Here is a 24,482-nt window from a genome sequence, read left to right on the forward strand (position 1 = left end):
CGCGGTCCAGATCGTCGGCGAGGTCCCCGATGGGCCGCCGGGGCCCGAACCGCCACGGCCTTGAACGCAGTCCCCTGCTCCACGCCGTTCTACCCGACAGCGACGGCGTGCTGCGCGCACGATGGTGACCCGATTCATGAGCCGACGCTCAGAAGTTGTCCGGGCACCGGGCTGAGCCGGCGAATGGTGGCGGAGCTCGCGGCCTTGGACCCGCAGCGACGTCCTCATCGAGAAGATCGATTCCGGCACCGGCATGTCCTCCGGCCAGGCGGAGCGACCGCCCCCTGTCCGGTCAGCGCACCGGCCCGATGGCAGTGACATTCCCTACCCTGCGCTCAGGCCCGGGACGGCTCTGAAACCTCGTCCCGACCGGCGCTCTCTCGTCAAGTTCAACGGCTTTGCGACGATGGTTGGTTCCGAATAGGGACGTGACGTTTCGCTCAGCCCGTTGACCTGTAGCAGCACACCGAGACGGCGCCATACTCCAGGACCTGACGAACCGACCGGCGAAGGAGCACGGTGAGCGCAGCAGCTGCAGCAGGTACCTGGAAGCTCGGGGACCTGGAGGTGAATCGCATCGGCTACGGCGCACTGCGGCTGACGGGCAACGGCATGATGGGGAACTCCGGCGGCACGCCGATCGATCGCCATGCCGCCGTCGAGTTGCTGCACAGCGCGTTCGAGCAGGGCGTCAACCACATCGACACGGCCGCCTTCTACTTCTCACCACTGCGGTCCGCGAACGAGCTCATCAACCGCGCCCTCTCGACCTGGCACGGTGACGTGGTCGTGGTGACCAAGGTCGGCCCGGCACGCGATCCCTCCGGCGAGTGGATCTACGCCGTCCGCCCCGAACAGCTGCGTGGCCAGGTCGAGGAGAACCTGCGCCAGCTCGGCCGGGACTGCCTGGACGTGGTGAACCTGCGCGCCGGCGGCCCGGCCTCGATCGCCGAGCACTTCGGCGCCCTCGCCGAACTGCGCGATGCCGGCCTGATCCGGCACCTCGGGCTCTCCGCTGTCCGGCCCGAGCAGGTGACCGAGGCCCAAACGATCGCACCCGTGGTCTGCGTGCAGAACTCCTACGGCCTGGACTGGCGCCGCGCCGACGAGAGCGGGCTGGTGGACCTGTGCGGGGAACAGGGCATCGCCTTCGTCCCGTTCTTCGCGGTCTCCGGCCTGCGTCGCGAGGCAGCCGCAGGCCAGGAGCAGGATGCGCGCGTCCACTCCGTCGCCCGCGCCCACAACGCGACGCCGGCCCAGATACGGCTCGCCTGGACCCTCCACCGCGGTCCGCACGTGCTGGCCATTCCCGGCACCACGAATCCGGCGCACCTGGCGGAGAACATCACCTCCGGAAGCCTGCGCCTGACCGAGGAGGAGCTGGCCCTCCTCGACAAGCCGGACGAGAGCACCGCCTGACTCTGTGCCCGCGTTGCTCGGCGAACTTCCCCAGTCCGTTCGAGAACCGGACCGAAGGGGGCGAGGAGTGTCCCCGGCCGGTGTCAGGAACGTGTCCCGGGCATGGAAGCAAGCCTGGTCGGCGCCGATTGCGACTGGTTCCGACTCTCGTGACCAGGTTCCGACCAAACGTGTCACGGCTCAGGGTCCCGAGAGCGTTCAGTGACAGCGGCTGGTGACAAGCCTGCCCATGTGACAACCACCGTGCTCCGGGCCGCCCCTTGTGACTGAGCGCTTCAGCTGGCGAGTTGAGCGCTGTGGTCGGTGAGCAAGTCGATCGGTGACAACCAGCCTGCCTATGTGACAACCATCGTGCTTCGGCTCAGTGAGTGTGCCGAGGCTCGATAGTTGTCACCGGCGGAGCCGAGTGGCCTGGCAGAAGGGCCCGGCCGAAGCAGCCTGGTCGTCACCTGGAAGGCAGGCTACTTGTCACAGACGCTCGGTGCCTTTCGGTCCCTCACCTCGTTGGTCGGCCGTCGGCGGCTCGGGCTCGACGGCCGTATCGACATAGCGTGACGGCTCCGGTCGCGAGGCCGCGCTTGCGCCATCTCCCCGGGGCGGCGCGAACCGGAAACGCGTCACCAGGGCACCTCTCCCTCGTCGTCGAAGAAGCGGCCCGTCGGCCGTCGACCGATACGGTGGCCAGCCGGATCGCAGCGACTGCGCCCTGCTGGGGGGTCCGCACTCCCCGGAAGCCATTGAGGTCGGTCGCCGTGAAGCCGGGACAGACGGCGTTGATCAGGATGTGCGTGTCGGCCAGTTCCTTGGCGTACTGCACGGTGACGGCGTTGAGGAACGTCTTCGACGGAGCGTAAGCGATGGCGATGGGGCCGGTCTCGGCGCCGGGCGTGGTCTGGAGTGTGAGGGAGCCGACGCTGCTGGAGACGTTCACGATCCGCGGTGACGGCGAGCGGCGCAGCAGCGGCAGCAGGGCGTTGGTGACGCGGATGACGCCGATCACGTTGGTCTCCACGGCCGCCCGTACCCGGTTCACGTCGACCGTGGTGGGCTCCTGCGGCCCGCCCCCGGTGATCCCCGCGTTGTTGACGAGCGCGTCGAGCCGCCCGGCCCGCTCCTCCATCAGCCGAGCCGCCGCTGTCACGCTCGCGTCGTCGGTCACATCCAGCGGCACGCCGAACGCATCGGCTCCGGCCGCGCGCAGCTTATCCACAGCGGCCTGGCGCCGTTCCTCGTTCCGCGCGCCGATTCCGACGGACCAGCCGAGGGCGCCGAGCCCGGCGGCGATCTCGTACCCAATGCCCTTGTTGGCCCCGGTCACCAGCGCGACCTTGTGGTGGTTCACAGTGTTCGTGTTCGTCTCACTCATGACATCGATGCTTCTCCCTCGCTGGGCAGGGCGTCCAAGACCGACTGGGTGGACGGCGATACCGCCCGGGTATCGCTGCTGATCGGTCCGGTTAAGCTGGTGGGGTGGAGACACGTGAGCTGCGGGACTTCGTCGCGGTTGCCGAAGAGCTGCACTTCGGCCGGGCCGCGCGGCGGCTCGGGATTGCCCAACCCCCGCTGTCGCGGGCGATCGGCGGGCTCGAACGCCGCCTGGGCACCCTCCTGCTGGAGCGCGGCAGTCGGGGTGTCTCCCTGACTGGGGCAGGGGCGGTGCTGCTGCGGGAGGCGCGGGCTGCGCTGGACGCCGTCGAGGCCGCCGAACGGCGCACCCGCCGGGCCGCCCTCGCCGCGACCGGGCGCCCCACCGTGGTCCTGGCCGCGAAGGCGGGCGCCTCCGGTGAACTGCTGGCGAAACTCCTCGACGCCTACGCCGCCGAGCCCGGCGCCGTCGCCGTGGACGTCGTGCTTTGCGGACCGGGCGAGCAGGCACGGTTGCTGCACGATGGCCGGGCCGACGCAGCCCTGCTGCATCGGCCATTCGACGACACGGCCGGCTTCGACACCGAGGACCTGCACTGCGAGGGTCAGGTCGCGATCGTCCCGGCGGGCCACCCTCTCAGCACCCGCCCCCACGTGCGGCTCGCCGAGGTCACCGACCTTCCCGACCTGCCCCTGCCCCGCTGGCCGCGCCCTGACGGCACCTTCCCGGACGGCCTCGGACCGCAGGTGCGCGACCATACGCAACTCACCCAGCTCATCGCCCTCGGCCGCGCCTGCGCGGTCGTCCCGGAGTCGGGCCTCACCGGCCTGCGCGAGGGCCTCACCGCCGTACCGGTCGTCGACGCCCCCCACGTCACCACGGTCATCGCGTGGCCCCCGCACAGCCGCTCAACGGCGGTCGCAGGTCTGGTCCGCGCCGCCACTGCCCTGTGACCGACGGCGGTGGACGCCAGGACGTCGTGCTGGATTTCGGGGACAGCGTCCGGTCTCCCATCAGCTCCCGGCACATCATGCGGTACGAGGTGACTGGCCTGCACTGGCGTTGCCAGAACCGCGCCCCTGGCACAGCCAGGCTCCGACGCGAAGTGACAACAAGCTTGCCTTGGTGACACCTATCACGCCTCGGCTCAACAGCCCCCAGCGCGAGGAGCGCTGGGGGGTGGTTCAGAACTCGAACTCCACGTAGTCGATGTCGGTGAAGTCGACCTGGAGGCCCTGGGCGCGGCGGCCCCGGTCCCTGAAATAGATCTCCTGCAGTCCCTCCGCCGCGATGGCGCGCAGCTGCGCCTCCCCCGCGCCCGCGGACTGGGCGGTGAAGAGGCGGGCCGCGTAGTCGGGGGGCAGGGCCTGGGTCACGAGGCGGATGCGGGCGTCGTCCGTGGAGCCCGGGGCGGCCGTGAACCCGAAGCGGGCCCGGGTCTCGATGACGATGCCGCCGGTCGTGGCCGCGCGCCGCCGGGCGCGCTCGCGGACGCGGGGCTGCCACCGCCTGCGGACCTCGTCCTCGAGGCGGGCGGCGAGGTCCCCCCGCGGGCGTCTGATCTGGCCCGTCAGGTAGCGCTCGACGGTGCGCTGTGAGACGCCCAGCAGCGCGGCGACCGCCCTGGTGCCCTTCTCCTGCTTGACCAGGAAGCGCATCTGGGCCTGTGCCGACTTGGGCACGGGCCGCGTGAAGGTCTTCGCCGCGGCCTTGTCGAGGCTGTCGCCGAGCGTGCCCACGGGGCTCTCCTATTCTCCGTCGAGTGCGGCGTCGCCGCCCTTGATGTGGCGGGCGGGGTTGTGGCCGTCCTCCAGCAGCTCGACGGCCCACAGGAGGGGCTGGGTGCCCTCGTGCTTGACCATCCCGGGCGAGACGCCGAGCCGGAAACCGCCCGGCAGCGGCTTGCCGTCCGGCGTACGCGGCAGGAAGTCCAGCGGGCTCGGGCCGTCGGAGAGGTACACCGCGCAGTCGGAGAGCACCGCGACCGGGAAGAGGCCCGCGGCGGCGAAGCGGACCATCTTGCGGTGCATGTTGACGCGTGCCGTGGCGATGACCGCGGCGCGGATGTCAGGGCGCCACGTGGGGCGGTCGAGGGCGGGCCAGCGCTCCCCCGGGCGGTAACCGGCGCCCTGGGGGCGCTCACGGAGCTTGCCGATGCCGCCCTTGACCGTGGCTTTGACGGCCGAGAGGAGTGCGGCGCGTGCCGGGTCGGCGGCCTTGTGGTGTTCCATCGCGGTCAGGAACTCGGCCTCGGACATACCCGGGACGACGCCGAGTTCGGCCATGGTCGTCATATAGGCGTCGCGCAGGCGGCCGTACCAGGCGTCGAGGTACGCGCCGTGTTCGGGTCGGACGTACGCCTCGACCGGGCGCACCTCATGGCCGAGTTCGACGGCATAGGCCACGGTGGGGGTGGCGTACCAGGCGGGGCCCTCGGGGCGGGCGCCGTCAGGGGTGAAGGGGTTCGGCAGGCGCGGGTCGACGTCGACGTGGGAGAGGTCGACGAGCCAGGAGCCGGGCAGCGCCTTGTCGAACTGCGGGGCTCGGACGTGGACGGCTGCGCCCAGTCCGACGTTCAGCCGGTTGGCGGCGGCGGCGAAGGCCATGTTGACGTCGATTCCGACCGCGAATCTCCGGCCGCACTCGTCGTCGGCGAGCAGTTGCGGGTCCCGGATCCAGTCGAAGGCCTCCTCGTCGAGGACCTCGCCCGGGGTGCGGCGGTGTCCCCGCGCGAACCGCGAGGCCACAGCGGGGTGTTCGTCCGGGGCCTCGGGGGGCGCCGGGTCCACGGGTTCCGTGAGGGCTCCTGGGTTCGGTGCGGATACCCAGGCGCCGGTCGCCTGGTCCCTGACGGCACGGGTCGGCGGGCGCAGGGCCGTCATGAGCTCCAGCCCGGTCACGGCGGTGGACCCTCGCGGGGTCAGGACGCGTCGCGCGTACTCCGTGAGGAGCTCGGCGAGTTCGGGGGGCGGAAGACGTTCGGCGTCGCCCCAGGAACGGCTGTCGAGGGCGCCCCAGGGCAGGACGGCGAGTTGCACGCACTGGCGCCTGCCGTCCTGCGCCGGCCGGTAGACACGGGCCCAGGGGCCGAAGCCGCGGCGGGTGAGCTGCCACTTGGCGCGGGTGATCTGCCGGACGACCGTGTGGTCCGCGGGCAGGCGCAATGCCCGCCGGTCCTCCAGACGGGTGGGCAGGCCGAGGCGCTCGGCGGCCGGGGCCGTCAGGACGATGAGGGGATCGGAGTCCTTGCCGTTGCGGTGCAGCCGCGGCGCCCCCAGTCGCGCCTCGGAGAGCGCCCAGGTGACGAGCGAGGGGACATCGGTCGCGGGGCACGACAGCACGAGGCCGTCGGCGCAGTAGGCGGTGCCGTCACCGTCCAGCACAGCGAGCGGGCCGTGGGCGAAACGCGGGTCGGACGCGGTGGGTTCGGGCTCCGGTCCGCGCCGCGCGGGAGCGGTCGTCGGGCGCACCCGGGCGGTGGGGGCGGGCGCGGGCGGCGCGGCGGCGGGGGGCGTGGACGCTGGGGCGGCGGGCGCCGGCCCAAGTTCCGGGGTACGAGTGGGTTCCACGGACCCGAGCTGGGCGGCGATCCCGTCCAGGAGTCTGGCGTACGCGGATCGGGTGGCTCCCTGCGGCTCGCTGCGCCCGGCCTCCCACCCCGCCACCGTCGTCCGCGTCACGTCGAGCGCCGCGGCCACCTCCGCCTGCGTGAGGCCGTACTCCGTGCGCAGCCTGGCGCGTTCGGCGGGCTCGGGCAGGCGGGTCCGCCGCGGCCCCGACTCGAGGAGGGCGTCGACGGGATCGGACGTGCTGGCCATGCGGCGGCGGGCTCCTTCACTGCTTCAGTCCTGGCCTGATCCGACGGAGGCGGCGGGGTTCCGCGTCGAGGAATTCGCGCAGGTGCTGCCTCGTGAGGATACGGGCCAGGGCGTGTCCCGGGGGCGGCGGCAGCCCGCGTTCCGGTGCCCGGGGCAAGCGCCGTGCGGGTGCCGGGGCGAAGACGTACGTGTCGCCGTTGCGGCCATCGGGGCGGCTGCCGCGGCCTCGAATTCACCGACGCGGACCCGGCCGTCGACGAACACCGGCAGGAAGTCCCCGTGCCGCGCGACCGCCCGAGACGAGAAGCGCCGGGCACGGGGCGCGCTCTCCTCGACCGCGCGCCGCCGCGCTGTGCCTGTCGCGCGTCCATCACCGGCATCCCCGGCCCTCCCTCCACTGCCGCCACCGGCCCCGGGCCCGTTCCCCGTCAGTTCCACCGCACTTTATCGTCCGCGTCAGACGGCTGCCGCGCAGCGACGCCTCGTAGAAGGGGCCCGCACTAACGTGTCGTCCATGGAGGACCTGCTGGGCTGTCTGATCCTCGCGGCCGTGCTGGCCTCGGCCATGAGCGCGTCGGGCCGGCTGGCCCGTGTCCTGCGGCTCCGCGGTGCCGCCGGGCACGCGGTCGCCGCCGCCCTTGCGTTTTGCGAGGAGGCGTTCCGTGTCACCTCCCACGAGGCTCATCAGGAGATGCGCGCCCAGGCCGAACGCGGGCTGCCCTTCGAGGCTCCGGACGAGCCGTCGCGGCCCGGGCGGCTCACCCGGCCGCACGCCCGGCACGGGGGCCGCGCACGTGGATCTCCCGGCTGCGGCGGCGCCGCTGACCGGTCACCCCGGGCGATTCCGGGAAGCTCGCGGCGTGGCGGCGCAGGACGGGTCCATCGTCTCGCACACCCGCGCACGTTCCGCCCGGCCGCTCCTCTCCGCTCCTATCCGCTCCGATCCGGTCAGGGACGGTAGACGGCGCCCGGCTGCGGGGTGCCCGGCGCGAGGAGCTGGGGAACGGTCACGAAGGTGAAGCCGCGCTTCTTGAGCGCGTCGATGATGTCGGGCACGGCCTTGAGTGTGCCGCGGTAGCCCTTGGAGGTCGGGCCGGGGACGACGTCATGGAGCAGGATGATGCCGTCACGGTCGGCCTGGTCCAGGACGCGCTTGGTGATCAGGGCGGAGTCGCTGGTCTCGTAGTCCTTGGCGGTGACGCTCCACAGCACCTCGGACAGGCCCATCTCGCGCGCGATCTCCTGGACGGTGTCGTTGGTGCGTCCCTGCGGCGGGCGCACGAGGGTGGGACGACGACCGGTGATCCGCTCTATGGCGTCGTCGGGACGGCGCAGCTCCTCGCGGATCTCCTTGGGATCGATCTCCGGGAGGATCTTGTGCGACCAGGTGTGGCTGGCCACTTCGTGCCCCTCGGCGGCCATGCGCTTGACCATGTCCGGGTAGCGCTCGACGTGCTTCTTCCCGAGCAGGAAGAAAGTGGCGTGCACCTGCTTGTCCTTCAGGACGTCGAGCAGCTTCGCCGTGTTCTTGCTGGGCCCCGCGTCGAAGGTGAGCGCGATGCACTTGGCCTTGCGGCAGTCGACGCTGCCGAACGCGCCCTTACCGGTCGTGCCGGCCTCCTGCCGTACGGTGCTGGGCGAGGTGGTGTGCACGCGGGTGCAGCCGGTGAGTGCCAGCGCGAGCGCAAGCAGCGCCGCGGGCGCCGCTGCCCATCCGGCTCTGCGGACGGTCCCTGCGGGGGCGGAGGCCGAATGAGTGGGCAGGGAACGTCGAAATCGCATGAACGAGAAGATACACGGGGGTATACGCACCGTTCATACCGGGGCCTTGTCCGCGCATACCCGCTCAATTCTGACGTGTATGCCTCAAACATATAGTGGCGCCCATGTCCATCGGTCACACCCTCCTCGGCCTCCTCGAATCCGGCCCGCGCCACGGCTACGACCTCAAGCGCGCCTTCGACGAGCGATTCGGCCAGGACCGCCCGCTGCACTACGGGCAGGTCTACTCCACGATGTCGCGGCTGCTCAGGAACGGACTGGTCGAGATCGACGCCATAGAGCCCGGCGAGGGCCCGGAGCGCAAGCGCTACGCGATCACGGAGGCGGGCGTCACCGACGTCGGGCGGTGGCTGGCGACCCCGGAGAAGCCCGAGCCGTATCTGCAGTCGACGCTCTACACGAAGGTCGTCCTCGCCCTGCTCACCCGCCGTGACGCCACGGCGCTCCTGGACGTGCAGCGCGCCGAGCACCTGCGGATGATGCGCGAACTGACCGAGCGCAAACGGAACGGGGATCTGGCCGACCAGCTGATCTGCGACCACGCCCTGTTCCATCTCGAGGCCGACCTGCGCTGGCTGGAGCTGACCGCGGCGCGCCTCGACAGGCTCGCCCGGCAGGTGAGCACCTGACGGCCGCCGACCCCCGTCCACCGCCGACCCCGCGGGAGGCGGGACCGATCAGTCGGCCGCGGTCGGCGGCGGGGCGGTGGTGGCCCGGCGGGTCAGCCGCGCGGAGAGCTGGGTGGTCTCCGGTACGTCGATCCGGCCGGCGAGCTTGGCCAGCAGGAGTTCGACCGCACGGGTGCCGATCTCGGCGGAGGGGATGGCGACCGACGTGATCGGCACGGGTGCCTGCTCGGCGGTCTCGTCGGGGCAGATCGCGGCCACCGACAGGTCCTCCGGAACGCGTAGGCCCATGGCCTGGAAGGCGGAGATCAGGGGCTGGGTGATCGGCTCGTTGTGGACGACGATCCCGGACAGCCCCGGCTGCTCGTGGAGAAGCCGCTCGGCCAACGCCTGTGCGGCGGACGGGGTCTGCTGGCAGGGGTGGACGGACGAACGCAGGCCGAGACGGTCGGCGGCGGCCGTGAACCCCGCGGCGACCCGGCGGGCGAAGCCCGTGCCCCGGACGTAGACCTCCGGCGGTGAGCCGACGAGGGCCACGGTGCGGTGGCCGAGCGAGGCGAGATGTTCGGCACACGCCGCACCCGCGCCGGCGAAGTCCAGGTCGACGCAGGTCAGCCCGGCCGGGTCGGAGGGGAAGCCGATCAGTACGGACGGCCGCTCCAAAGCGCGCAGCAGCGGCAGCCGCCGGTCGTCCATCTCGACGTCCATGACGATGAAGGCGTCCGCCATCGCGCTCTGGGCGACCCGGGTGATGCCCTCCTCCCCCTCGTCCTGCGTGAGGAGGAGGACATCGTGGTCGTCTTCCCGGGCGGCGGTCAGCACGGAGGTGACGAACTGCATCACCACCGGCACATGGACGCCCTTGCGGAGGGGCAGCACCAGGCCGATCACCCGTGACCTGCTGCTGGCCAGGGACCGGGCTCCGGCGTGCGGCCGGTAGCCCAGTTCACGGATGCTGGCCTCGATGCGCCGCCGGGTCTCCGGGGAGATCGGCCGCTTGCCGCTGAGGGCGTAGCTGACGGTGCTCGGCGACACGTTGGCGTGCCGCGCGACGTCAGTGATCTTGACCATGCGGTTCCGTTCCCGTCCTTGCGCACCGCCTTGTTCTGTGCCGTGCCGTCCTCAGGAGCCGGCGAGCTCCAGAGTGAGGACGCCGGTACCGGCGGCGGCACGCGCGGAGGGACCGCCGGCGACCTCGACGCCCCACGGCAGGGACGCGTCGGAGGTCTCGGCCCGCAGCGTGGAGCCCTCGCGCACGACGGTGATCTCGGCCGCGGCCGTGCCGTCCTCGCGGGGGATCCGCACGGTGGTGCGGGAGCCGTCGGCCGGCTCGAACACCCGGACGGTCACGTCGTCGGCCCACACGTAGTCGGGGCGGTCGTCGACCGAGCCGACCGGGATCACGGAGCCGGGCCGGGCCAGCAGCGGGACGCTGAGGTAGTCGTGGGTCTCGCGCACCCAGCGCGGGCCGGTGACCTTCTCGCCGGTCGTGAAGTGCGTCCAGGTGCCCTCGGGCACGTAGTACGACACCTCGCCGTCCTCGGAGAACACCGGCGCGACGAGCAGGTCCCCGCCGAGCATGTACTGGCGCTCCAGCGAGGCGCAGCCCGGGTCGTCCGGGAACTCCAGCACCATGGCGCGCATCATCGGGACGCCCTCGGTGTGCGCCTCGTGCGCGGTGGCGTAGAGGTAGGGCATGAGGCCGAGCTTGAGCTTGGTGAAGTGGCGCAGGACGTCCACGGCCTCCTCGTCGAAGAGCCACGGCACGCGGTAGGAGGAGGAGCCGTGCAGCCGGCTGTGCGAGGAGAGCATCCCGAAGGCGATCCAGCGCTTGAACAGGCCGGCGTCGGGCAGGCCCTCGAAGCCGCCGATGTCATGGCTCCAGTAGCCGAAGCCGGACAGGCCGAGGGACAGGCCGCCGCGCAGGGACTCGGCCATCGACTCGTACGTGGACTCGCAGTCGCCGCCCCAGTGCACGGGGAACTGCTGGCCGCCGGCCGTGGCGGAGCGGGCGAAGAGCACCGCCTCGCCCTCTCCGCGGTGCTTGCGCAGCACGTCGAAGACCGTCTTGTTGTAGAGCTGCGTGTAGTAGTTGTGCATCCGCTCCGGGTCGGAGCCGTCGAACCAGGCGACGTCGGTGGGGACACGCTCGCCGAAGTCGGTCTTGAAGCAGTCGACGCCCATGTCGAGCAGGGCCTCGAGCTTGGAGGCGTACCAGGCGCAGGCGTCGGGGTTGGTGAAGTCGACCAGGGCCATGCCGGGCTGCCACAGGTCCCACTGCCAGACTCCGCCGTCGGGGCGCTTGAGAAGGTAGCCGGCGGCCTTGCCCTCGGCGAAGAGCGGGGAGCGCTGGGCGATGTAGGGGTTGATCCACACGCAGATGTGCAGGTCGCGCTCCTTCAGCCGGCGCAGCATGCCCTCGGGGTCGGGGAAGACGCGCGGGTCCCACTCGAAGTCGCACCAGTTGAACTCGCGCATCCAGAAGCAGTCGAAGTGGAAGGCGGACAGCGGCAGGTCGCGCTCGGCCATCCCCTCGACGAACCCGGTGACGGTCTGCTCGTCGTAGGAGGTGGTGAAGGAGGTGGTCAGCCACAGCCCGAACGACCAGGCGGGCGGCAGGGCGGGACGACCGGTCAGCGCGGTGTACTTGCGCAGGATCTCCTTCGGCGTGGGGCCGTGGATGACGTAGTACTGCAGTTGCTGGCGCTCGGCGCTGAACTGGACGCGCGAGACCTGCTCGGAGGCGACCTCGAAGGAGACCTTGCCGGGGTCGTCGACGAAGACGCCGTAGCCGGCGTCGGTCAGATAGAAGGGGACGTTCTTGTAGGACTGCTCGCTGCTCGTGCCGCCGTCGGCGTTCCAGATGTCGACGGTCTGGCCGTTCTTGACGAGGGGTCCGAAGCGCTCGCCGAGCCCGTAGACGGAGGTGCCGACGGCCAGCCGGAGCTGCTCGCGGATGTGGTGCTCCCCCTCGGCAGTCTCCATCAGCGCCATGGCCTTGACATCACTGCTGGTGAGGGTGCGTCCGTCGGCCTGGAACTCCATCCGCCACTCGCCGTCGAGGCGGAAGCGGACGCTCAGCTCGCCGGAGGTGAGGACGGCCTGCTCCTCGTCGACGGTCACGACGGGCTCGTGCGGCTCGTGGTGCAGCTCGAAGTTCGGCCCGGTCTCGACGCCGCCCTCGAAGTGGGTGATCCGCACACCGATGACGCCGGGCATCGGCGCGGTGCAGTCCACGGTGACGAGCGGGCCCTTGAGCGTGTCGCCGCGGTGCCGGATGTGCTGGGTGGGGGCGTGGACGCGCAGGGTTCCGGGGCCCGGCACGGCATCGAGGACCTCGGCCGGATACGCCGCCGTGACGCCTTCGCGCAGCAGCCAGTATCCGTTGGTGAACTTCATGGTCGATGCCTTTCCCGGTGGGCGGCCACCGGCGTCTCGGTACGAGTGGGGGCGAAGGGGGGTGGCTCTGCCTCCTTCCCCGGGAGGGGGAGGAGCGGAGGCAGAGCCACGGGCGGGAGGCGGGAGGCCGCCACCCGTCAGGCCTCGGACGACGCGGTCCGGGCGCGGATCACTTCACGGCGCCGACGGCGATGCCTCGGGTCAGGGTCCGCTGGAAGAGGAGGAAGAAGACGATGGCGGGCAGCGCGCCGAGGAGCCCGGCCGCGTTGGTCATCGTCGCGTCCATCAGACGCTGTCCCTGCAGCACGCCGAGCGCCACCGAAACGGTCTGGTTGTCGTTCGACGGCAGCATGACAAGAGGGAGCAGGAACTCGTTCCAGGTCCAGATGAAGAAGAACACCAGCAGGACGCCCAGGGTGGGCCGGCTGACCGGGACCACCATCCGCCAAAGGATCTGCCAGCTGTTGGCGCCGTCGATCCTGGCCGCCTCGATGATCTCCTTCGGGAAGGCCCCGAGCACCGAGGAGAGGAGGTACGTGCCGAAGGCCGCCTGCACGACGCTGAAGACGATGATCAGGCTCAGCCTCGTGTCGTAGAGCCCCACCTGCTTGGACAGGTAGTAGAGCGGGTAGACCAGGGCCTCCTGCGGCAGCACGTTGGCCAGCACGAAGAAGGCGAGGAAGTACGCCTTGCCCTTGATCCTGCCGATGCCGATCGCATAGGCGTTGAGCACCGAGAGGATCACGCCGAACACCGCGACGGAACCGGAGATCACGACCGAGTTCAGCAGCGTGTGCCCGAAGTCGACCCGCGTCCAGAAGTCCTTCAGGCCGTCCAGATGAAGGCCTTGGGGCAGGGAGAGCGGGCCGTGCGCGGAGTAGTCGGCCGGCGACTTCAGCGCGTTGATGAGCACGATCAGGAGCGGCAGCACCATGAAGACCGCGCCGAGGCTCATCGCCACCAGCACCGGGTAGCGCTTGAGCGCCTTCACTGTGCGTCCTCCGATCGGGTCTGGAAGCGCAGGCCGACCGTGGTCAGCGCCAGGATGATCAGGGTGAGGACCGTCGCGATCGCCGAACCGTAGCCGACGTCGGTCTTCTCGAAGAAGGTCGAGAAGGAGAAGTAGGACGGAACGATGGTCGCGTCGGCGGGTCCGCCCTTGGTGAGGACGTAGACCGCGCCGAAGACCTTCAGGGCGGCGATGGTGCACCACAGCATCACCACGTAGATCTCGGGGCGGATCTGAGGCAGCGTCACGTGCCAGAAACGCTGCCACCAGTTCGTCCCGTCCAGCTCGGCCGCCTCATAGAGCGAGGGGTCGACCCGCTGGAGTCCCGCCATGAAGATCACGACGGGGAAGCCCAGCTGCACCCAGACCATGACGGCCATCACGCTGTAGAGCGCGAACTTCGGGTCACCCAGCCAGTCCTGCTGGAGCGAACCCAGGCCGACCGCCTTCAGCAGCTCGTTGAGCGAGCCGTTCTCAGGGGCGAGGATCCAGCTCCAGACGATGCCCGCGACGGTGATGGGCAGGACCTGGGGGAGGTAGAAGCAGGCACGCAGCACACTGGCCAGCTTCGAACCGAAGTGCTTGCCGATAAAGTCGAACAGCGCCGCAGCCACCACGAGGCCTACCGCGGTGGGGATCACCGCCATCGCCAGGACCATGGCGACGCTGTGCCGGAAGGACTCCCAGAACCGCGAGTCCTTCATCAACTCCTGGTAGTTCTCCAGCCCGGCCCAGGTCGGCGAACCGACACCTTGCCAGTGGGTGAGGCTGAAGTAGATGTTCATCGCGAACGGCACGATCACGACGGCCAGGAAGGCGATGACACCCGGGATCAGGTACAGCGCGTAGGGATTGCGCAGCCGGAGGGGTCGGACGCTCATGACGTGGGCGCACCCGCGTCATAGGCCTTCTGCAGCTCGTCGAGGACCGCGTCGGGGCTCGCGCTGCCAGTGATCAGCTTCTGGGTGGCCGATACCAGCACGTCGTAGAAGCCGGGGACCGGCCAGTCCGGGTAGAAGGCGAGGCCGTCCTCGGACGAGACCTTGTTGAAGTTCTCGATCAGCTCCTTGGAACTGGGGTCGGTGATCGCCGAGGGATCGGCCGCGACAGGCACACCGCCGTTGTTGCCGAGGGTGTTCTGGATCCCCTTCTTCATCGTGATGTCGATGAAGTCGTAGGCCAGCTGCTTGTTCTTGGCGTTCTTCGGCACGACCCAGAGGTTGCCGCCGGAGCCGAGGGTCAGCTTGGTGCCGGGGAAGAGGAACGAGCCCCACTGGAACTTGTTCTCGTCACGGAAGCGGCCGTACCACCAGCTGCCCGAGAAGAAGATCGGGGACTTGCCGCTGATGAAGGAGACACCGGCGTCCTCGGCCTTCGCGCCGCTGCTGGTCTTGGCGATGTAGCCCCTCTTCACCCAGTCCGAGAGGGTGTTGGCGGCGTACGTCCAGGCGGCGTCGTGGAAGTCCGCCTTGCCCTTGTAGAGCTCGAAGGAGTCGACCCAGCTGCGGTCGGCCTTGGTCAGGGCGAGCTGGTACAGGTACTGGTGGGCCGGGTACTCGGCACCGCCGTTGGCGAGCGGGGTGATCCCCTTGGCCTTGAAGGCGGCGAGAGCCTGCTCGAACTCGTCGAACGTGGTCGGGACCTTCACGCCGTTCTGCGCGAAGAGGTCCTTGTTGTAGTACACCATCGTGTACTCGCCGAAGTTCGGGACGCCGTACCAGTTGCCGGAGCCCATGACGCCCTTGGCGTCGTAGCGGCTGGTGGTGGTGACGCTCGGGCTGAGCAGTTTGTCCCAGCCGTTCTTGGTGACCTGCGGGGTGAGGTCGGTGAGCAGGCCCTGCTTGGCCAGCAGGCCGGCCGTGGCGTTGCCCTTGTTGTACTCCATGAGGTCAGGGGCGTTGCTCGAGTTGAGCACCATCGAGGCCGTCTTCTGGATCTGCTCGAAGCCCTTCGCCTCGAACGCGACCTTGACGCCGGGGTGGCTCTTCTTGAACTCCTCTATCGCCTGGTTCCAGGCGATGCCCATGGCACTGTTCGGAGCTTCGTAGTGCCACAGCTTGAGCGTCTTTCCGTCGCCCTGCGCATCGCCGTCCGAGCTTGCGCACGAAGTGATGAGCATGGCGCCCGCAAGGGCAGCTGCTGCGAGAGCCAGCGGTCTGCGCACCTTCAACATTGAAGTGACCTCCACCTGGGCCGGACGAGTGAGGCGTCCATCGAATGTTTCGATGCGACGCGTCGAAGCGCTTCGACGCAGGACCGTATGCAGCGATCGCGAGTATGTCAATGGTGTTAACAAATCGCCGACCAGGGATTTTGAAGCGTCACGCCGGTACGACGACTGCATGACGCCGCACCGGATGCCCGCAGTGACGACCTAGGGACACAGCGCTTCCGTCATCGGCGCGGAAGCGCTTGGCGACGATTCGGACTCACTCGCTCCGAATTCCCGCGGAGTTCCCCTTGGCGCTCATGGGCAATTTCGTCTCTTCTGTCACAGTTTCCACACCAGCCCCTGCGATGTGCGGTTTCCGGCCCGCGCGGGAAGCTCGATGCATCCTCAACCAACCGGCGTACAAAGGGATTTCGGGGCCCGTCAGGCCGGCGGAGCCTCTACGGGGCGGACGGCCGAAAGAGCGTCAGAGTAGGGCACAAAGGAGCGGTGCGCACTTTTTGCCAGATCCCTTTGACTGGCGGTGCAAAACGTGCCTACCGTGCATATAGGGACGTCTTCAACTACAGACATCTGTTCCGGCGTTCCACGTCCGCAAGGTGCGTCGCTCCCCTGCGACCGCACCCCTATCCGCCGGGATGCCGCAGGTTCCCGCGCGACGGCGGTCAGCTCCGTGCGGACCGCGACCCGAAGAAGTCCAGATCCCCGAAGGGGGAGTCATGCGCACGCTTACCATCCGCAGGATCGCCGCCGCCGCTGTGGTGGCGCCCCTGCTCGCCTTCGCCGGAGCCACCGCGGCCAGCGCGGCGACGCCACAGACCGCACCCGTCACTGCGCAGTCCGTCGCACCGCAAGGCGGCGGCTGGGGCGGCGGACACGGCGGCTGGGGCGGCCACGGCGGCTGGGGCTGGGGTAACGGCTACGGCTGGGGCGGCTGGGGCTACGGCGGCTACTACGGCTTCTACCCCGGCTTCTACGGGACCGGCTTCTACGGACCCTTCTTCCGCTGAGGTCCTATGACAGGCGGCCGGCGGGCCCGCCCGGCGACGGGCCCGCCCGGCAGCGGCTCCCCGTTCAGCCGCCTGATGTGCCGCTGATGACGGCCCGCCCGGCGGCGGCTCCGCGGACCCGGGCCGTCCGGGCCCCTGGTTCGGGCGGTGGCGGTCGGCGGCGAGGCTGCTGTGCGGCGGGCGGAGGGCGGCAGCCGCGGGTGCCTGGACGGCAGCCGGAAAGGATCATTGCAGGCAGCAGCGGAAGCGGCCCCTCATGGGGGGCCGCTTCGGCGTGTGACGGCACAGGGCATGAGGCATGAGCGCCTTCGCTGCCTTCCTCAGGAGCGGGCCGTCGCCCTCATGAACGGGTCAGCATCGTCCCCACGGTCGGGCGCGCGGCCGTGCTCAGCCCCGTCACGCGGTCGGGCGCCTGTTCAGTCCCACAGTTCGCGGACCGGGTCGTGCGGCCAGGAAGGCTCGGTGTCGACATAGGTGATCGTGAGCTTGGTGAAGTGCCGCAGCTTCGGGTCGCCGGTCCAGGGTTTGGGGTCGGACAGCCTGATCTTGACCGGGAAGCTGTGGAAGTGGCCCGCCGCGCAGTAGGGATCGCAGTCGTTGGCCTCCTCGTAACCGGTTCCCACGGCATAGTCACTGCCCCAGTGCGACCAGTACAGGCCGCCCAGCCGGTCGTTCCCGTCCCCGCAGGCCAGCAGGAAGTCGGGGGGCATGACCAGCCCCCGGCCGAAGCAGGTGACCAGGACCGTGGCCTGGGTCGGCTCGGCCGCGGGCGCGAAGGCCTGGGCCGCCGGAACGCTGACGCCTGCCGAGGCGGGGGCGGCCGCCGCCACGGTCGCCAGCGCGGCGGAGGTGACGGTCAGCGCAAGGGTACGGAGGAGTGACATCTCGGCCTGCCTTCCTGGCCGCTGCCGCAGGGGTGGCGGTCGAGGACGAGGGTGCGGCCCCTGAAGCCGCTGTGCCGGTAAGCGGGGGTTGAGGGGCTTGGGCTGCGGGGACGACGGAGGGGGCGGGGAACGCCGGGCCTCCGGGGCGCCCGCACAGCCACGCAGTCACGTTCCTCCAAGCGGGTGAGGCGTGCAACCCGACCGGGGCGCGACGGGCCCGACGAGCACGCTCAGCTTTGCGTCGGATACGGAGAGGGAGCTCCCGGATCCGGATCGGCGGTGGAACAAATGCGACACTGGTTCCGGTTGAAGCCCCTGTCAAGGAGTTCGCCGTACCTCGAGGTGATGCCGCCATGGGCACCGACATGAGCAGTCCGACCACGGAGACGTTCAAGCGCGCCGTACTTTTCTTCAACCGGCAACGCTACGCGGCCGCGGCACGGACGCTCGCGTCGATCGTGGAGATCGCGCCCCGCAACATGGCGGTGCGCATGCTGCTGGCCAGGTCGTACTACTTCTCCGCGCAGCTCTCGCGAGCGGAGGCGGAACTGCGCGACCTGCTGCGCGCCGAGCCGCAGGACGCACATGCCCACCTCCTTCTCGGCCGCACGCTCGAGCGTCAGGGCCGTCTCGCCGAAGCGGCCCCCCACCTGCGGCTCGCCGACACGATGACGGCTTGGGACCTCGTCGCCGTGTGAGCCCAGGCCGGGGAAGACCGTGGAGCGTGCCGCGTCCGCGGGCCACTCCCCCGGCCCATCCCGAATTGTCCGAACCGTGTCGCCTCCGCAGGCTGCTCACGTGGGGGCCCATGACAGACCACGGTTCGGAGACCCGCAATGACCTGTCCGCACGTCCGGTCCATAGCGCGACGCAGGGCACGCTACGCCGTCGCAGTCCTGCTCGCCGCCGCCGCGAGCCTCACCGCCTGCGGTGAGAAGACGTCGAACGCCATGCGCGTCGACCACGCGGTGCCTGCCGACACGCCGGCGCCGAAGGTGCCCTGCGGCAATCCGCCGGTGGAGCTGGACCCCCAGGCCCAGACCTTCCTCGACCAGCTGGCGGCTGCCGGGGGCCCGCCGCTGTACTCGCTCTCCTACCCGGCTGCCCGAGAAGTGCTGGACACGTTGCAGGCGGGACCGGTGGACATGCTGCCGGCGCAGATCAGCCGGCGGACGGTGCCCGGAGGACCGACCGGCCCGGTGTCGGTGCACGTCGTACGGCCCGAAGGCGCCGAGGGGGACCTGCCCGGGATCGTCTACATCCACGGCGGCGGCTGGGTACTCGGCAACTTCTCGACACATGAGCGCCTGGTACGCGAGCTGGCCAACGGCGCGCAGGCGGCGGTGGTCTTCGTCGACTACACCCCCTCCCCCGAGGCCCGGTTCCCCGTGGCGATCGAGCAGGCGTACGCCGTGGCCAAGTGGGTCGCCGCCAACGGCGGCGAGATCGGGGTCGACCCCTCGCGCCTGGCCGTCGCCGGCGACTCGGTCGGCGGCAACATGACGGCTGCCGTGGCGATGATGGCCGAACAGCGCGGCGGACCCGACTTCCGCCGTCAGGTGATGCTGTACCCGGTCACGGACGCGAACTTCGACACGGCCTCGTATCACCGCTTCGCGGAGAACTGCTGGCTGACCAAGCCCGCGATGAAGTGGTTCTGGGACGCCTACGCACCGGACCTGAAGGACCGGCAGAACCCGCTGGCGTCCCCGCTGCGCGCCCCGGTCAGCGATCTCCGCGGCCTGCCGTCGGCGCTGATGATCACGGACTCGGACGTGCTGTACTCCGAGGGCACGGCGTACGCGCAGAAGCTGCGCGAGGCCGGAGTGCCCGTTCAGCTGACGCACTACCCGAAGATCACACACGACTTCATGATGCTCAACGCCCTGCGCGAGACGGAGTCCAACAAGAAGGCGGTGGCCGAGGTGACCGCGGCGCTCCGCGAGGCGCTGCACGGGGCTGCCGACCCCGGCAAGTAAGACGTCGCGCCGAGAGGCGCGGTGGGGTAAAGAGCGGGTCGAGGGCCGAGCCCGACAAGGCGGGGAAGGCAGCCGCAGCGCAGCTGCGGCGACCGACGAGAACGCCGCCGGGCGAGAGCCGTCGACCCGCGACGCCGCCCCGCCCTGTCCACGCGACCTCCAAGCCCCGGCACGACACGGGGCGTGGAAGGGGCGGGCACCCGAGGGCCGCCCTTTTGCGCCCCATCGACGGAGAGTGGTTCCTTTGGTAACAAGTTCTTGTTATCGTTGATTCATGGACGAGAGGGCGACCACCAGGGAGCGGATCATGTCCGCCGCCGCTGCCCTGCTCGCCGAGGGCGGCCGGGACGCGGTCTCCACTCGGTCGGTCAGCAGGGCGGCGGCCGTTCAGCCGCCGACCATCTACCGGCAGTTCGGCGACATGCAGGGCCTGCTCGACGCCGTCGCGGCGGAGGGCTTCGCAGACTACCTGCACCGCAAGACCGACCGGGCCCGGGCCGCCGATCCCATCGAGGACCTGCGCTGGGGTTGGGACCTGCACATCGAGTTCGGGGTGGCCCACCCGGAGATCTACCAGCTGATGTTCGCCCAGCCCAGGCCCGGGGCGGAGCCGGAGGCCGTGAAGGAGTCCTTCAACGTCCTGCGCGGCCTGGTGAGCCGGGTCGCCGAGGCGGGCCGACTGAAGGTCGGCGTCGAACGCGCCATGCTCATGATCCACGCTGCCGGCTGCGGGGTGGTCCTGACGCTGAACGCCATGCCGCCCGAGGCCCGCGACGCGGACCTGTCGCCGCGGACGCGCGAGGCCCTACTCGCTGCCATCACCACGGCGGAGCCCGGAGAGTCCCCTGCTGAAGAGCGCCGGGCGATCGCCCGTACCGTCGCCTTCAAGGCCGTGCTCCCCGAGATCGAGGAGATCCTCACCCCCGGGGAACGCATCCTGCTGACCGAGCTGCTGGACCGCATCACCCAGTCCGCCTGAGCCGTGCGCGTGCCGGGCTGCGGCGTGCGCCGCGGCGGCCTCACGGCTGCCGCGGTGCACGCGCCGCGATGACTCGTGATCGACCTTCCTGTGGCGCTTCCACCGGCCCTCCTCGCTGTTCCCACCACCGGCCGGTCAGCCGGTGATCCGCATCAGGGCGATCCTGTCCCCTTCGACCGTGAAGGCGAACAGTCCGAGGGGCCGTTGAAACCATTGCCACCGACCTGGGCGGAGACGATCACCTGGCTCCCACTGCGGCTCACCGCCGTGATCCGCAGGGAGACCTTGACGCCGATGAACTCGCGGTCGCTCCATGTCTCGAGGGCTTCACGGCCCACGAAGCGGCGCCCCCAGTCGTCCACCGCGCCGTCCTCGGTGAACAGGTCGAGAAAGCCCGCGGTGTCATGAGCGTTCGCCGCCTCCACAGCGCGCCTGACTGGTTCGGGAAGCCCGGAAAGGTCCGGCGTGGTGGTCATGGTGGTCTCCTTGTCGATGTCGATGAGCGTGCACCGGATCCCCGCGGGACGAGGTGCCTCGGGGCATCAGGCCCCGGCACGGGGGGACAGCAGATCTTCCAGGCCGATCCGGCGGTAGAACTCCGCGCGAATCCGGTCGGCGACCGCGGAGACGACCCCCGAGCCGTCGTCGGCGGGGTCGATGTGGGTACGGAAGGGCCGCTTGCCGGCGGGGAGTCCGACGACGCGGACGATCTCTCGTGCCACCTCTACGACGTCGGCGTCCTCCGGGGTGACGGCCGCCAGGGCGCGGCCGACCTGCTCGATCAAGCCCTCGTAGCGGCTCTGGTATGCCGCGACGGTGTCAGCGTCGGCGGGATGACCCGCGTTGGCGAAGTGATTGGTGCCGGAGGTGAAGACACCGGGGACGACGATCGAGGTGTCGATGCCGAAGCGGGCGAGTTCCGCAGCGTAGCTGACGGCGAGGGCGTCCATGGCCGCCTTCGCCGCGAAGTACGGGGCCAGGTAGGGCGGGGTCCCCCCGCGCGTGCTGCTGGAGCCGACCCAGAGCAGCAGACCGTGCCCCTGGGCCCGCAGGTGCGGCAGGGCGGCGCGGTTCACCCGCTGGGTGCCCACCTGCTCGGGTGCGGGTTGCGGGCATGCGCCGAGCCGACCGGGCATCCGGCGACGGGCGTGCCGGCCGGGCCGGGCTGAGCCAGGATGAGGGCGGCTCGAGGTCAGGCCGCTCCGCCGTTGGCGTAGATCGTCTGGCCGTTGATCCAGCGACCGGGGCCTGCCAGGAAGGAGACGATCGTGGCGACGTCCTCGGGGGACCCGAGACGCTCGAGGGGGTTCATCTTCGCGAACCGCTCGATCGTCGCCTCGTCCTTGCCCTTCAGGAACAGGTCAGTGGCGACCGGGCCGGGCGCGACGGCGTTCACCGTGATGTCGCGGCCGCGCAGCTCGCGGGCCAGAATCAGGCTGATCGCCTCTACCGCACCCTTGGACGCCGCGTACGCGGCGTAGGTCGGTGTGGCGATCCGCGTCTGGGACGTGGACACGTTGATCACCGCGCCACCGTCGCGGAGCCTGCGGGCCGCTTGCTGGTTGACGACGAAGGTGCCGCGGATGTTGGTGCGGTGCATGCGGTCCAGGGCGTCGAGGTCGAAGTCCGCCACGGTGTTCAGGATCATGAGTCCGGCCGAGTTGACCACCACGTCCACCCCGCCGAACTCCCGCTCCGCTGCGTCGAAGAGCGCCCGGACCGCCTCCTCGTCCGCGACGTCGGCCCGTACCGCGAGGGCGGAACCTCCGGCGGCGGCGATCTGCGCGACCGTCGCGTCGGCGTCAGCCTGGTTGCCGGCGTAGGCGATGACGACCGCCTGGCCGTCGGATGCCAGACGAAGGGCGACTTCCCGGCCGATGCCGCGGGAACCGCCCGTGACGAGCGCGACGCGGCGGGCGGTTTTGGTCTCGGTCATGGCAGTCTCCTGATCGAGCTATGGGGGCGACTCCTTCCGTCTCCCCGCTTCCACCGATAACACTGCCACGTTAGCGTCGAAAGCGCAAGCGACGATAGCGGAAACTCGTTAGCGTCGATAACAGGGCAGGGGGCGACCCGCGGCGCGGGCCCCCTGCGCGCCGAGGCCGCCACCCCGTACGGGGTGGCGGCCCGGGAACCGACGGCCGTCGCGCCTTCGACGTTCAGGCCGGATGGAGGTCAGCGGAAGCGACCGCCGAAGAAGAAGGGGTCGAAGAGGTAGGGGCCGAAGAAGTAGGAGCCGAAGAAGTAGGAGCCGAAGAAGCCGCGGTCGAAACGGTTGAAGTCACGGTGGCGACCGTGGCCGCCGTGGCCGCGGTCGTAGCCGCGACCGTGGTCGCCCGTGACGTGGGTTCCGTGCCCGCGGACGAGGTCCGGGGCCGCGGCACCGGCAGCGGTGGCACCACCCAGCAGTACGACAGAGGCCACGCCGAGAGCGGCCGCACAACGGGAAACACGCATACTGACTCTCCTGTCTCGACGGGCACCGTGGCGGTGCCCGCAGGGTTCCGACATGAAGAGCCTGCGTCGAGGACATCCGCGCCGCACGACGGGCGGTCGTTACGCTGTGTCACGCAACGGCGCGTCAATTACGGCGAACGGTGGACTCCGGCGACGGCGTCGACCCTCAAGGTCCTGATGAGCACGGGATGATGAGGCATCAACCGATCCACCACGGACCGTAATCACCAACCATCGCTTCAGGACCTCCCGACGGGTGAATCCTCGTCACCGACCACGGCCGGCGCACGTTCACCACCGCCTCGGGACACCCCGCGCAGGGTATCCCCGCAGCCGCGAGGAAAGTGCTGCGACACTGGTCACGGACTTGCGTGTCGCCACGGGTCCGGATCTGCCCGAAGTCACGGCGACACGCAAGCCCGGCCTTTCACGAGAAGACGGACGGCCCCGGCCGCCCCGAGCGGCGGGCACGGGGCCCCGAGGACAGCCGGACGGGCTGTCAGACGGATGACGACACCGCGTCAGCAGTCCTTCTCACGCAACGCGTGCAGGTGCGCACTCGACTTGCGGGCGAAGCTGAACGAATCGGTCGGCGTGTCGTGCTCGGTCTGCCAGTGGTGGTCGAGGCGTCCGCCGTGTGTCCGTGTCACAGCCGAGATGAACCGCTGGTAGTCGATGTCACCGTCCCCGACGTCGACCATGCGGTAGCCGTCGCGGGCGGTGTCGTCGCGCTCACCGTCCTTGACATGGAACAGGGGGTAGCGGTCGGGCTGCTTCAGTACGTAACGCAGCGGGTCGAAGGGGGCCGGGGTGCCGTCCTCCCGCTTGGAGAAGCGGAACTGACCCGCGTAGGCCCAGTAGATGTCCATCTCCAGGTAGACCAGGTCCGGGTCGGTCTCGGCGAGAAGGACGTCGTAGAGGCGCACGTTCGGGCGGTCGGTAGCGAAGGAGAACTCCTCCGCGTGGTTGTGCTGGTAGAACTTCATGCCCCGGGCCTTGGCCGCGGCTCCGTACTCGTTGAACTCCTCGGCGCAGCGCTTCCAGCCGTCGACGGTGCTGCCGTACCGCCAGGGGCCGGAGGCGGTCCCGATGTGCTTCAGCCCGAGGGCCTCCGCGTCGTCGAGGACCTTCGTCAGGTTCTGGGCGAAGGTGTAGGCCCCCGGGTTGCCGTCGTCGTAGTAGCCGACGTGGCTCCCGATGGCCTTCAGTCCGTGATCGCGGGCGAGCCGGCGCAGCTGGGCGAGCGTGATGGCCCCCGCGGAGCCCTGCGTGTAGCCGGCGTACTCGATCTCGTCGTATCCGTACTTCTCGAGCTCCGCGAAGACGGGGGCGAAGCCGAGGGTGGAGACCTTGTCGCGCAGCGAGTACAGCTGGATGCCGAGGCGGCCGGGAGGCACGACGGGACGGCCGTGGCCCTTGCCGTGGGCGGCGGCGGTGGGGGCGGTCGCGCCCAGGAGGGCGGCCGCGGTGGCTCCTGCGGCGACGCCGAGCATGCCACGTCTGCTGAGCTTGCGGCTGAGCTCCGGGTCGGGGGTGCTGTGACGACGCGTACCAGTCATTGTGGATAACTCCTTGGCGTCGGTG

General features: G+C 70.2%; 20 protein-coding genes and 2 pseudogenes. 7 read left to right on the forward strand and 15 right to left on the reverse strand.

Translation table 11 applies throughout. The annotated features are described in order from the left end of the window. Nucleotides 1–519 precede the first annotated feature (519 nt). Entirely contained in the window at nucleotides 520–1,419 is a 900-nt protein-coding gene (locus tag AC3ET4_RS11240) for an oxidoreductase (protein WP_431948548.1), read from the forward strand. A gap of 617 nt (nucleotides 1,420–2,036) precedes the next feature. Here the strand turns inward: AC3ET4_RS11240 and AC3ET4_RS11245 are convergent. Then, nucleotides 2,037–2,785 (reverse strand): annotated as a pseudogene (locus AC3ET4_RS11245) (SDR family oxidoreductase). Nucleotides 2,786–2,889: 104 nt separating this feature from the next. Here AC3ET4_RS11245 and AC3ET4_RS11250 point away from each other — a divergent pair. After that, nucleotides 2,890–3,738, forward strand: a complete 849-nt coding sequence (locus tag AC3ET4_RS11250) for a LysR family transcriptional regulator (protein ID WP_431948549.1) — start codon at nucleotides 2,890–2,892, stop codon at nucleotides 3,736–3,738. Nucleotides 3,739–3,969: 231 nt separating this feature from the next. Here AC3ET4_RS11250 and tpg read toward each other — a convergent pair whose 3' ends face one another. The 3 genes from tpg to AC3ET4_RS11265 all read right to left on the reverse strand — a co-directional run bounded on the left by tpg (nucleotide 3,970) and on the right by AC3ET4_RS11265 (nucleotide 8,385). Continuing rightward, complete coding sequence (gene tpg, locus AC3ET4_RS11255) at nucleotides 3,970–4,524, reverse strand: telomere-protecting terminal protein Tpg (protein ID WP_431948550.1); 555 nt, start codon at nucleotides 4,522–4,524, stop codon at nucleotides 3,970–3,972. 9 nt (nucleotides 4,525–4,533) lie between these two features. Then, entirely contained in the window at nucleotides 4,534–6,603 is a 2,070-nt protein-coding gene (tap, locus tag AC3ET4_RS11260) for a telomere-associated protein Tap (protein WP_431948551.1), read from the reverse strand. Nucleotides 6,604–7,551: 948 nt separating this feature from the next. Continuing rightward, nucleotides 7,552–8,385 (reverse strand): polysaccharide deacetylase family protein, encoded by an 834-nt coding sequence (locus AC3ET4_RS11265; RefSeq protein WP_431948552.1) that lies wholly within the window; start codon nucleotides 8,383–8,385, stop codon nucleotides 7,552–7,554. Nucleotides 8,386–8,489: 104 nt separating this feature from the next. Between AC3ET4_RS11265 and AC3ET4_RS11270 the strand changes: the two genes are divergently transcribed. After that, complete coding sequence (locus AC3ET4_RS11270) at nucleotides 8,490–9,014, forward strand: PadR family transcriptional regulator (protein WP_431948553.1); 525 nt, start codon at nucleotides 8,490–8,492, stop codon at nucleotides 9,012–9,014. Nucleotides 9,015–9,062: 48 nt separating this feature from the next. Here the strand turns inward: AC3ET4_RS11270 and AC3ET4_RS11275 are convergent, their stop codons facing one another. From AC3ET4_RS11275 to AC3ET4_RS11295, 5 genes are all read right to left on the reverse strand, one after another. Further along, entirely contained in the window at nucleotides 9,063–10,082 is a 1,020-nt protein-coding gene (locus tag AC3ET4_RS11275) for a LacI family DNA-binding transcriptional regulator (protein ID WP_431948554.1), read from the reverse strand. 51 nt (nucleotides 10,083–10,133) lie between these two features. Continuing rightward, a complete protein-coding gene (yicI, locus tag AC3ET4_RS11280; RefSeq protein ID WP_431948555.1) occupies nucleotides 10,134–12,410 on the reverse strand; it encodes an alpha-xylosidase in 2,277 nt (758 codons plus the stop codon). A gap of 169 nt (nucleotides 12,411–12,579) precedes the next feature. Beyond that, complete coding sequence (locus tag AC3ET4_RS11285) at nucleotides 12,580–13,365, reverse strand: carbohydrate ABC transporter permease (RefSeq protein WP_431948576.1); 786 nt, start codon at nucleotides 13,363–13,365, stop codon at nucleotides 12,580–12,582. 32 nt (nucleotides 13,366–13,397) lie between these two features. Beyond that, a complete protein-coding gene (locus AC3ET4_RS11290) occupies nucleotides 13,398–14,300 on the reverse strand; it encodes a carbohydrate ABC transporter permease (protein WP_431948556.1) in 903 nt (300 codons plus the stop codon). Next, the gene (locus AC3ET4_RS11295) at nucleotides 14,297–15,538 is read right to left on the reverse strand and encodes an ABC transporter substrate-binding protein (RefSeq protein WP_431948557.1); all 1,242 of its coding nucleotides are present in this window, start codon (nucleotides 15,536–15,538) and stop codon (nucleotides 14,297–14,299) included. Before AC3ET4_RS11295 ends, AC3ET4_RS11290 begins: the two co-directional genes overlap by 4 nt. 770 nt (nucleotides 15,539–16,308) lie before the next feature. On the opposite strand from AC3ET4_RS11295, the gene AC3ET4_RS11300 reads away from it, so the two are divergent. Then, on the forward strand, nucleotides 16,309–16,599 hold the full coding sequence (locus AC3ET4_RS11300) for a hypothetical protein (RefSeq protein WP_431948558.1): 291 nt from the start codon (nucleotides 16,309–16,311) through the stop codon (nucleotides 16,597–16,599). 416 nt (nucleotides 16,600–17,015) lie between these two features. On the opposite strand, the gene AC3ET4_RS11305 is transcribed toward AC3ET4_RS11300, so the two are convergent. After that, nucleotides 17,016–17,483, reverse strand: a complete 468-nt coding sequence (locus AC3ET4_RS11305; protein WP_431948559.1) for a hypothetical protein — start codon at nucleotides 17,481–17,483, stop codon at nucleotides 17,016–17,018. A 353-nt stretch (nucleotides 17,484–17,836) separates the two neighbouring features. On the opposite strand from AC3ET4_RS11305, the gene AC3ET4_RS11310 reads away from it, so the two are divergent. From AC3ET4_RS11310 to AC3ET4_RS11320, 3 genes are all read left to right on the forward strand, one after another. Continuing rightward, nucleotides 17,837–18,181, forward strand: coding sequence for a tetratricopeptide repeat protein (locus AC3ET4_RS11310; RefSeq protein WP_431948560.1), 345 nt, complete (start codon nucleotides 17,837–17,839; stop codon nucleotides 18,179–18,181). A gap of 138 nt (nucleotides 18,182–18,319) precedes the next feature. Further along, complete coding sequence (locus AC3ET4_RS11315) at nucleotides 18,320–19,462, forward strand: alpha/beta hydrolase (RefSeq protein ID WP_431948561.1); 1,143 nt, start codon at nucleotides 18,320–18,322, stop codon at nucleotides 19,460–19,462. Nucleotides 19,463–19,736: 274 nt separating this feature from the next. Then, nucleotides 19,737–20,441, forward strand: coding sequence for a TetR/AcrR family transcriptional regulator (locus tag AC3ET4_RS11320; protein WP_431948562.1), 705 nt, complete (start codon nucleotides 19,737–19,739; stop codon nucleotides 20,439–20,441). 152 nt (nucleotides 20,442–20,593) lie between these two features. Here AC3ET4_RS11320 and AC3ET4_RS11325 read toward each other — a convergent pair whose 3' ends face one another. The 5 genes and pseudogenes from AC3ET4_RS11325 to AC3ET4_RS11345 form a co-directional block, all read right to left on the reverse strand. Next, complete coding sequence (locus tag AC3ET4_RS11325) at nucleotides 20,594–20,917, reverse strand: nuclear transport factor 2 family protein (protein WP_431948563.1); 324 nt, start codon at nucleotides 20,915–20,917, stop codon at nucleotides 20,594–20,596. Nucleotides 20,918–20,983: 66 nt separating this feature from the next. Beyond that, nucleotides 20,984–21,532 (reverse strand): annotated as a pseudogene (locus AC3ET4_RS11330) (SDR family NAD(P)-dependent oxidoreductase); the annotation flags it as partial. A gap of 101 nt (nucleotides 21,533–21,633) precedes the next feature. Beyond that, entirely contained in the window at nucleotides 21,634–22,377 is a 744-nt protein-coding gene (locus AC3ET4_RS11335) for an SDR family oxidoreductase (RefSeq protein WP_431948564.1), read from the reverse strand. A 239-nt stretch (nucleotides 22,378–22,616) separates the two neighbouring features. Further along, nucleotides 22,617–22,898: a hypothetical protein gene (locus tag AC3ET4_RS11340; protein WP_431948565.1), complete on the reverse strand. Its 282-nt coding sequence runs from the start codon at nucleotides 22,896–22,898 to the stop codon at nucleotides 22,617–22,619. Nucleotides 22,899–23,419: 521 nt separating this feature from the next. Further along, on the reverse strand, nucleotides 23,420–24,457 hold the full coding sequence (locus AC3ET4_RS11345) for a sugar phosphate isomerase/epimerase family protein (RefSeq protein WP_431948566.1): 1,038 nt from the start codon (nucleotides 24,455–24,457) through the stop codon (nucleotides 23,420–23,422). Nucleotides 24,458–24,482 lie beyond the last annotated feature (25 nt).

This window comes from Actinacidiphila sp. bgisy167, assembly GCF_057707665.1.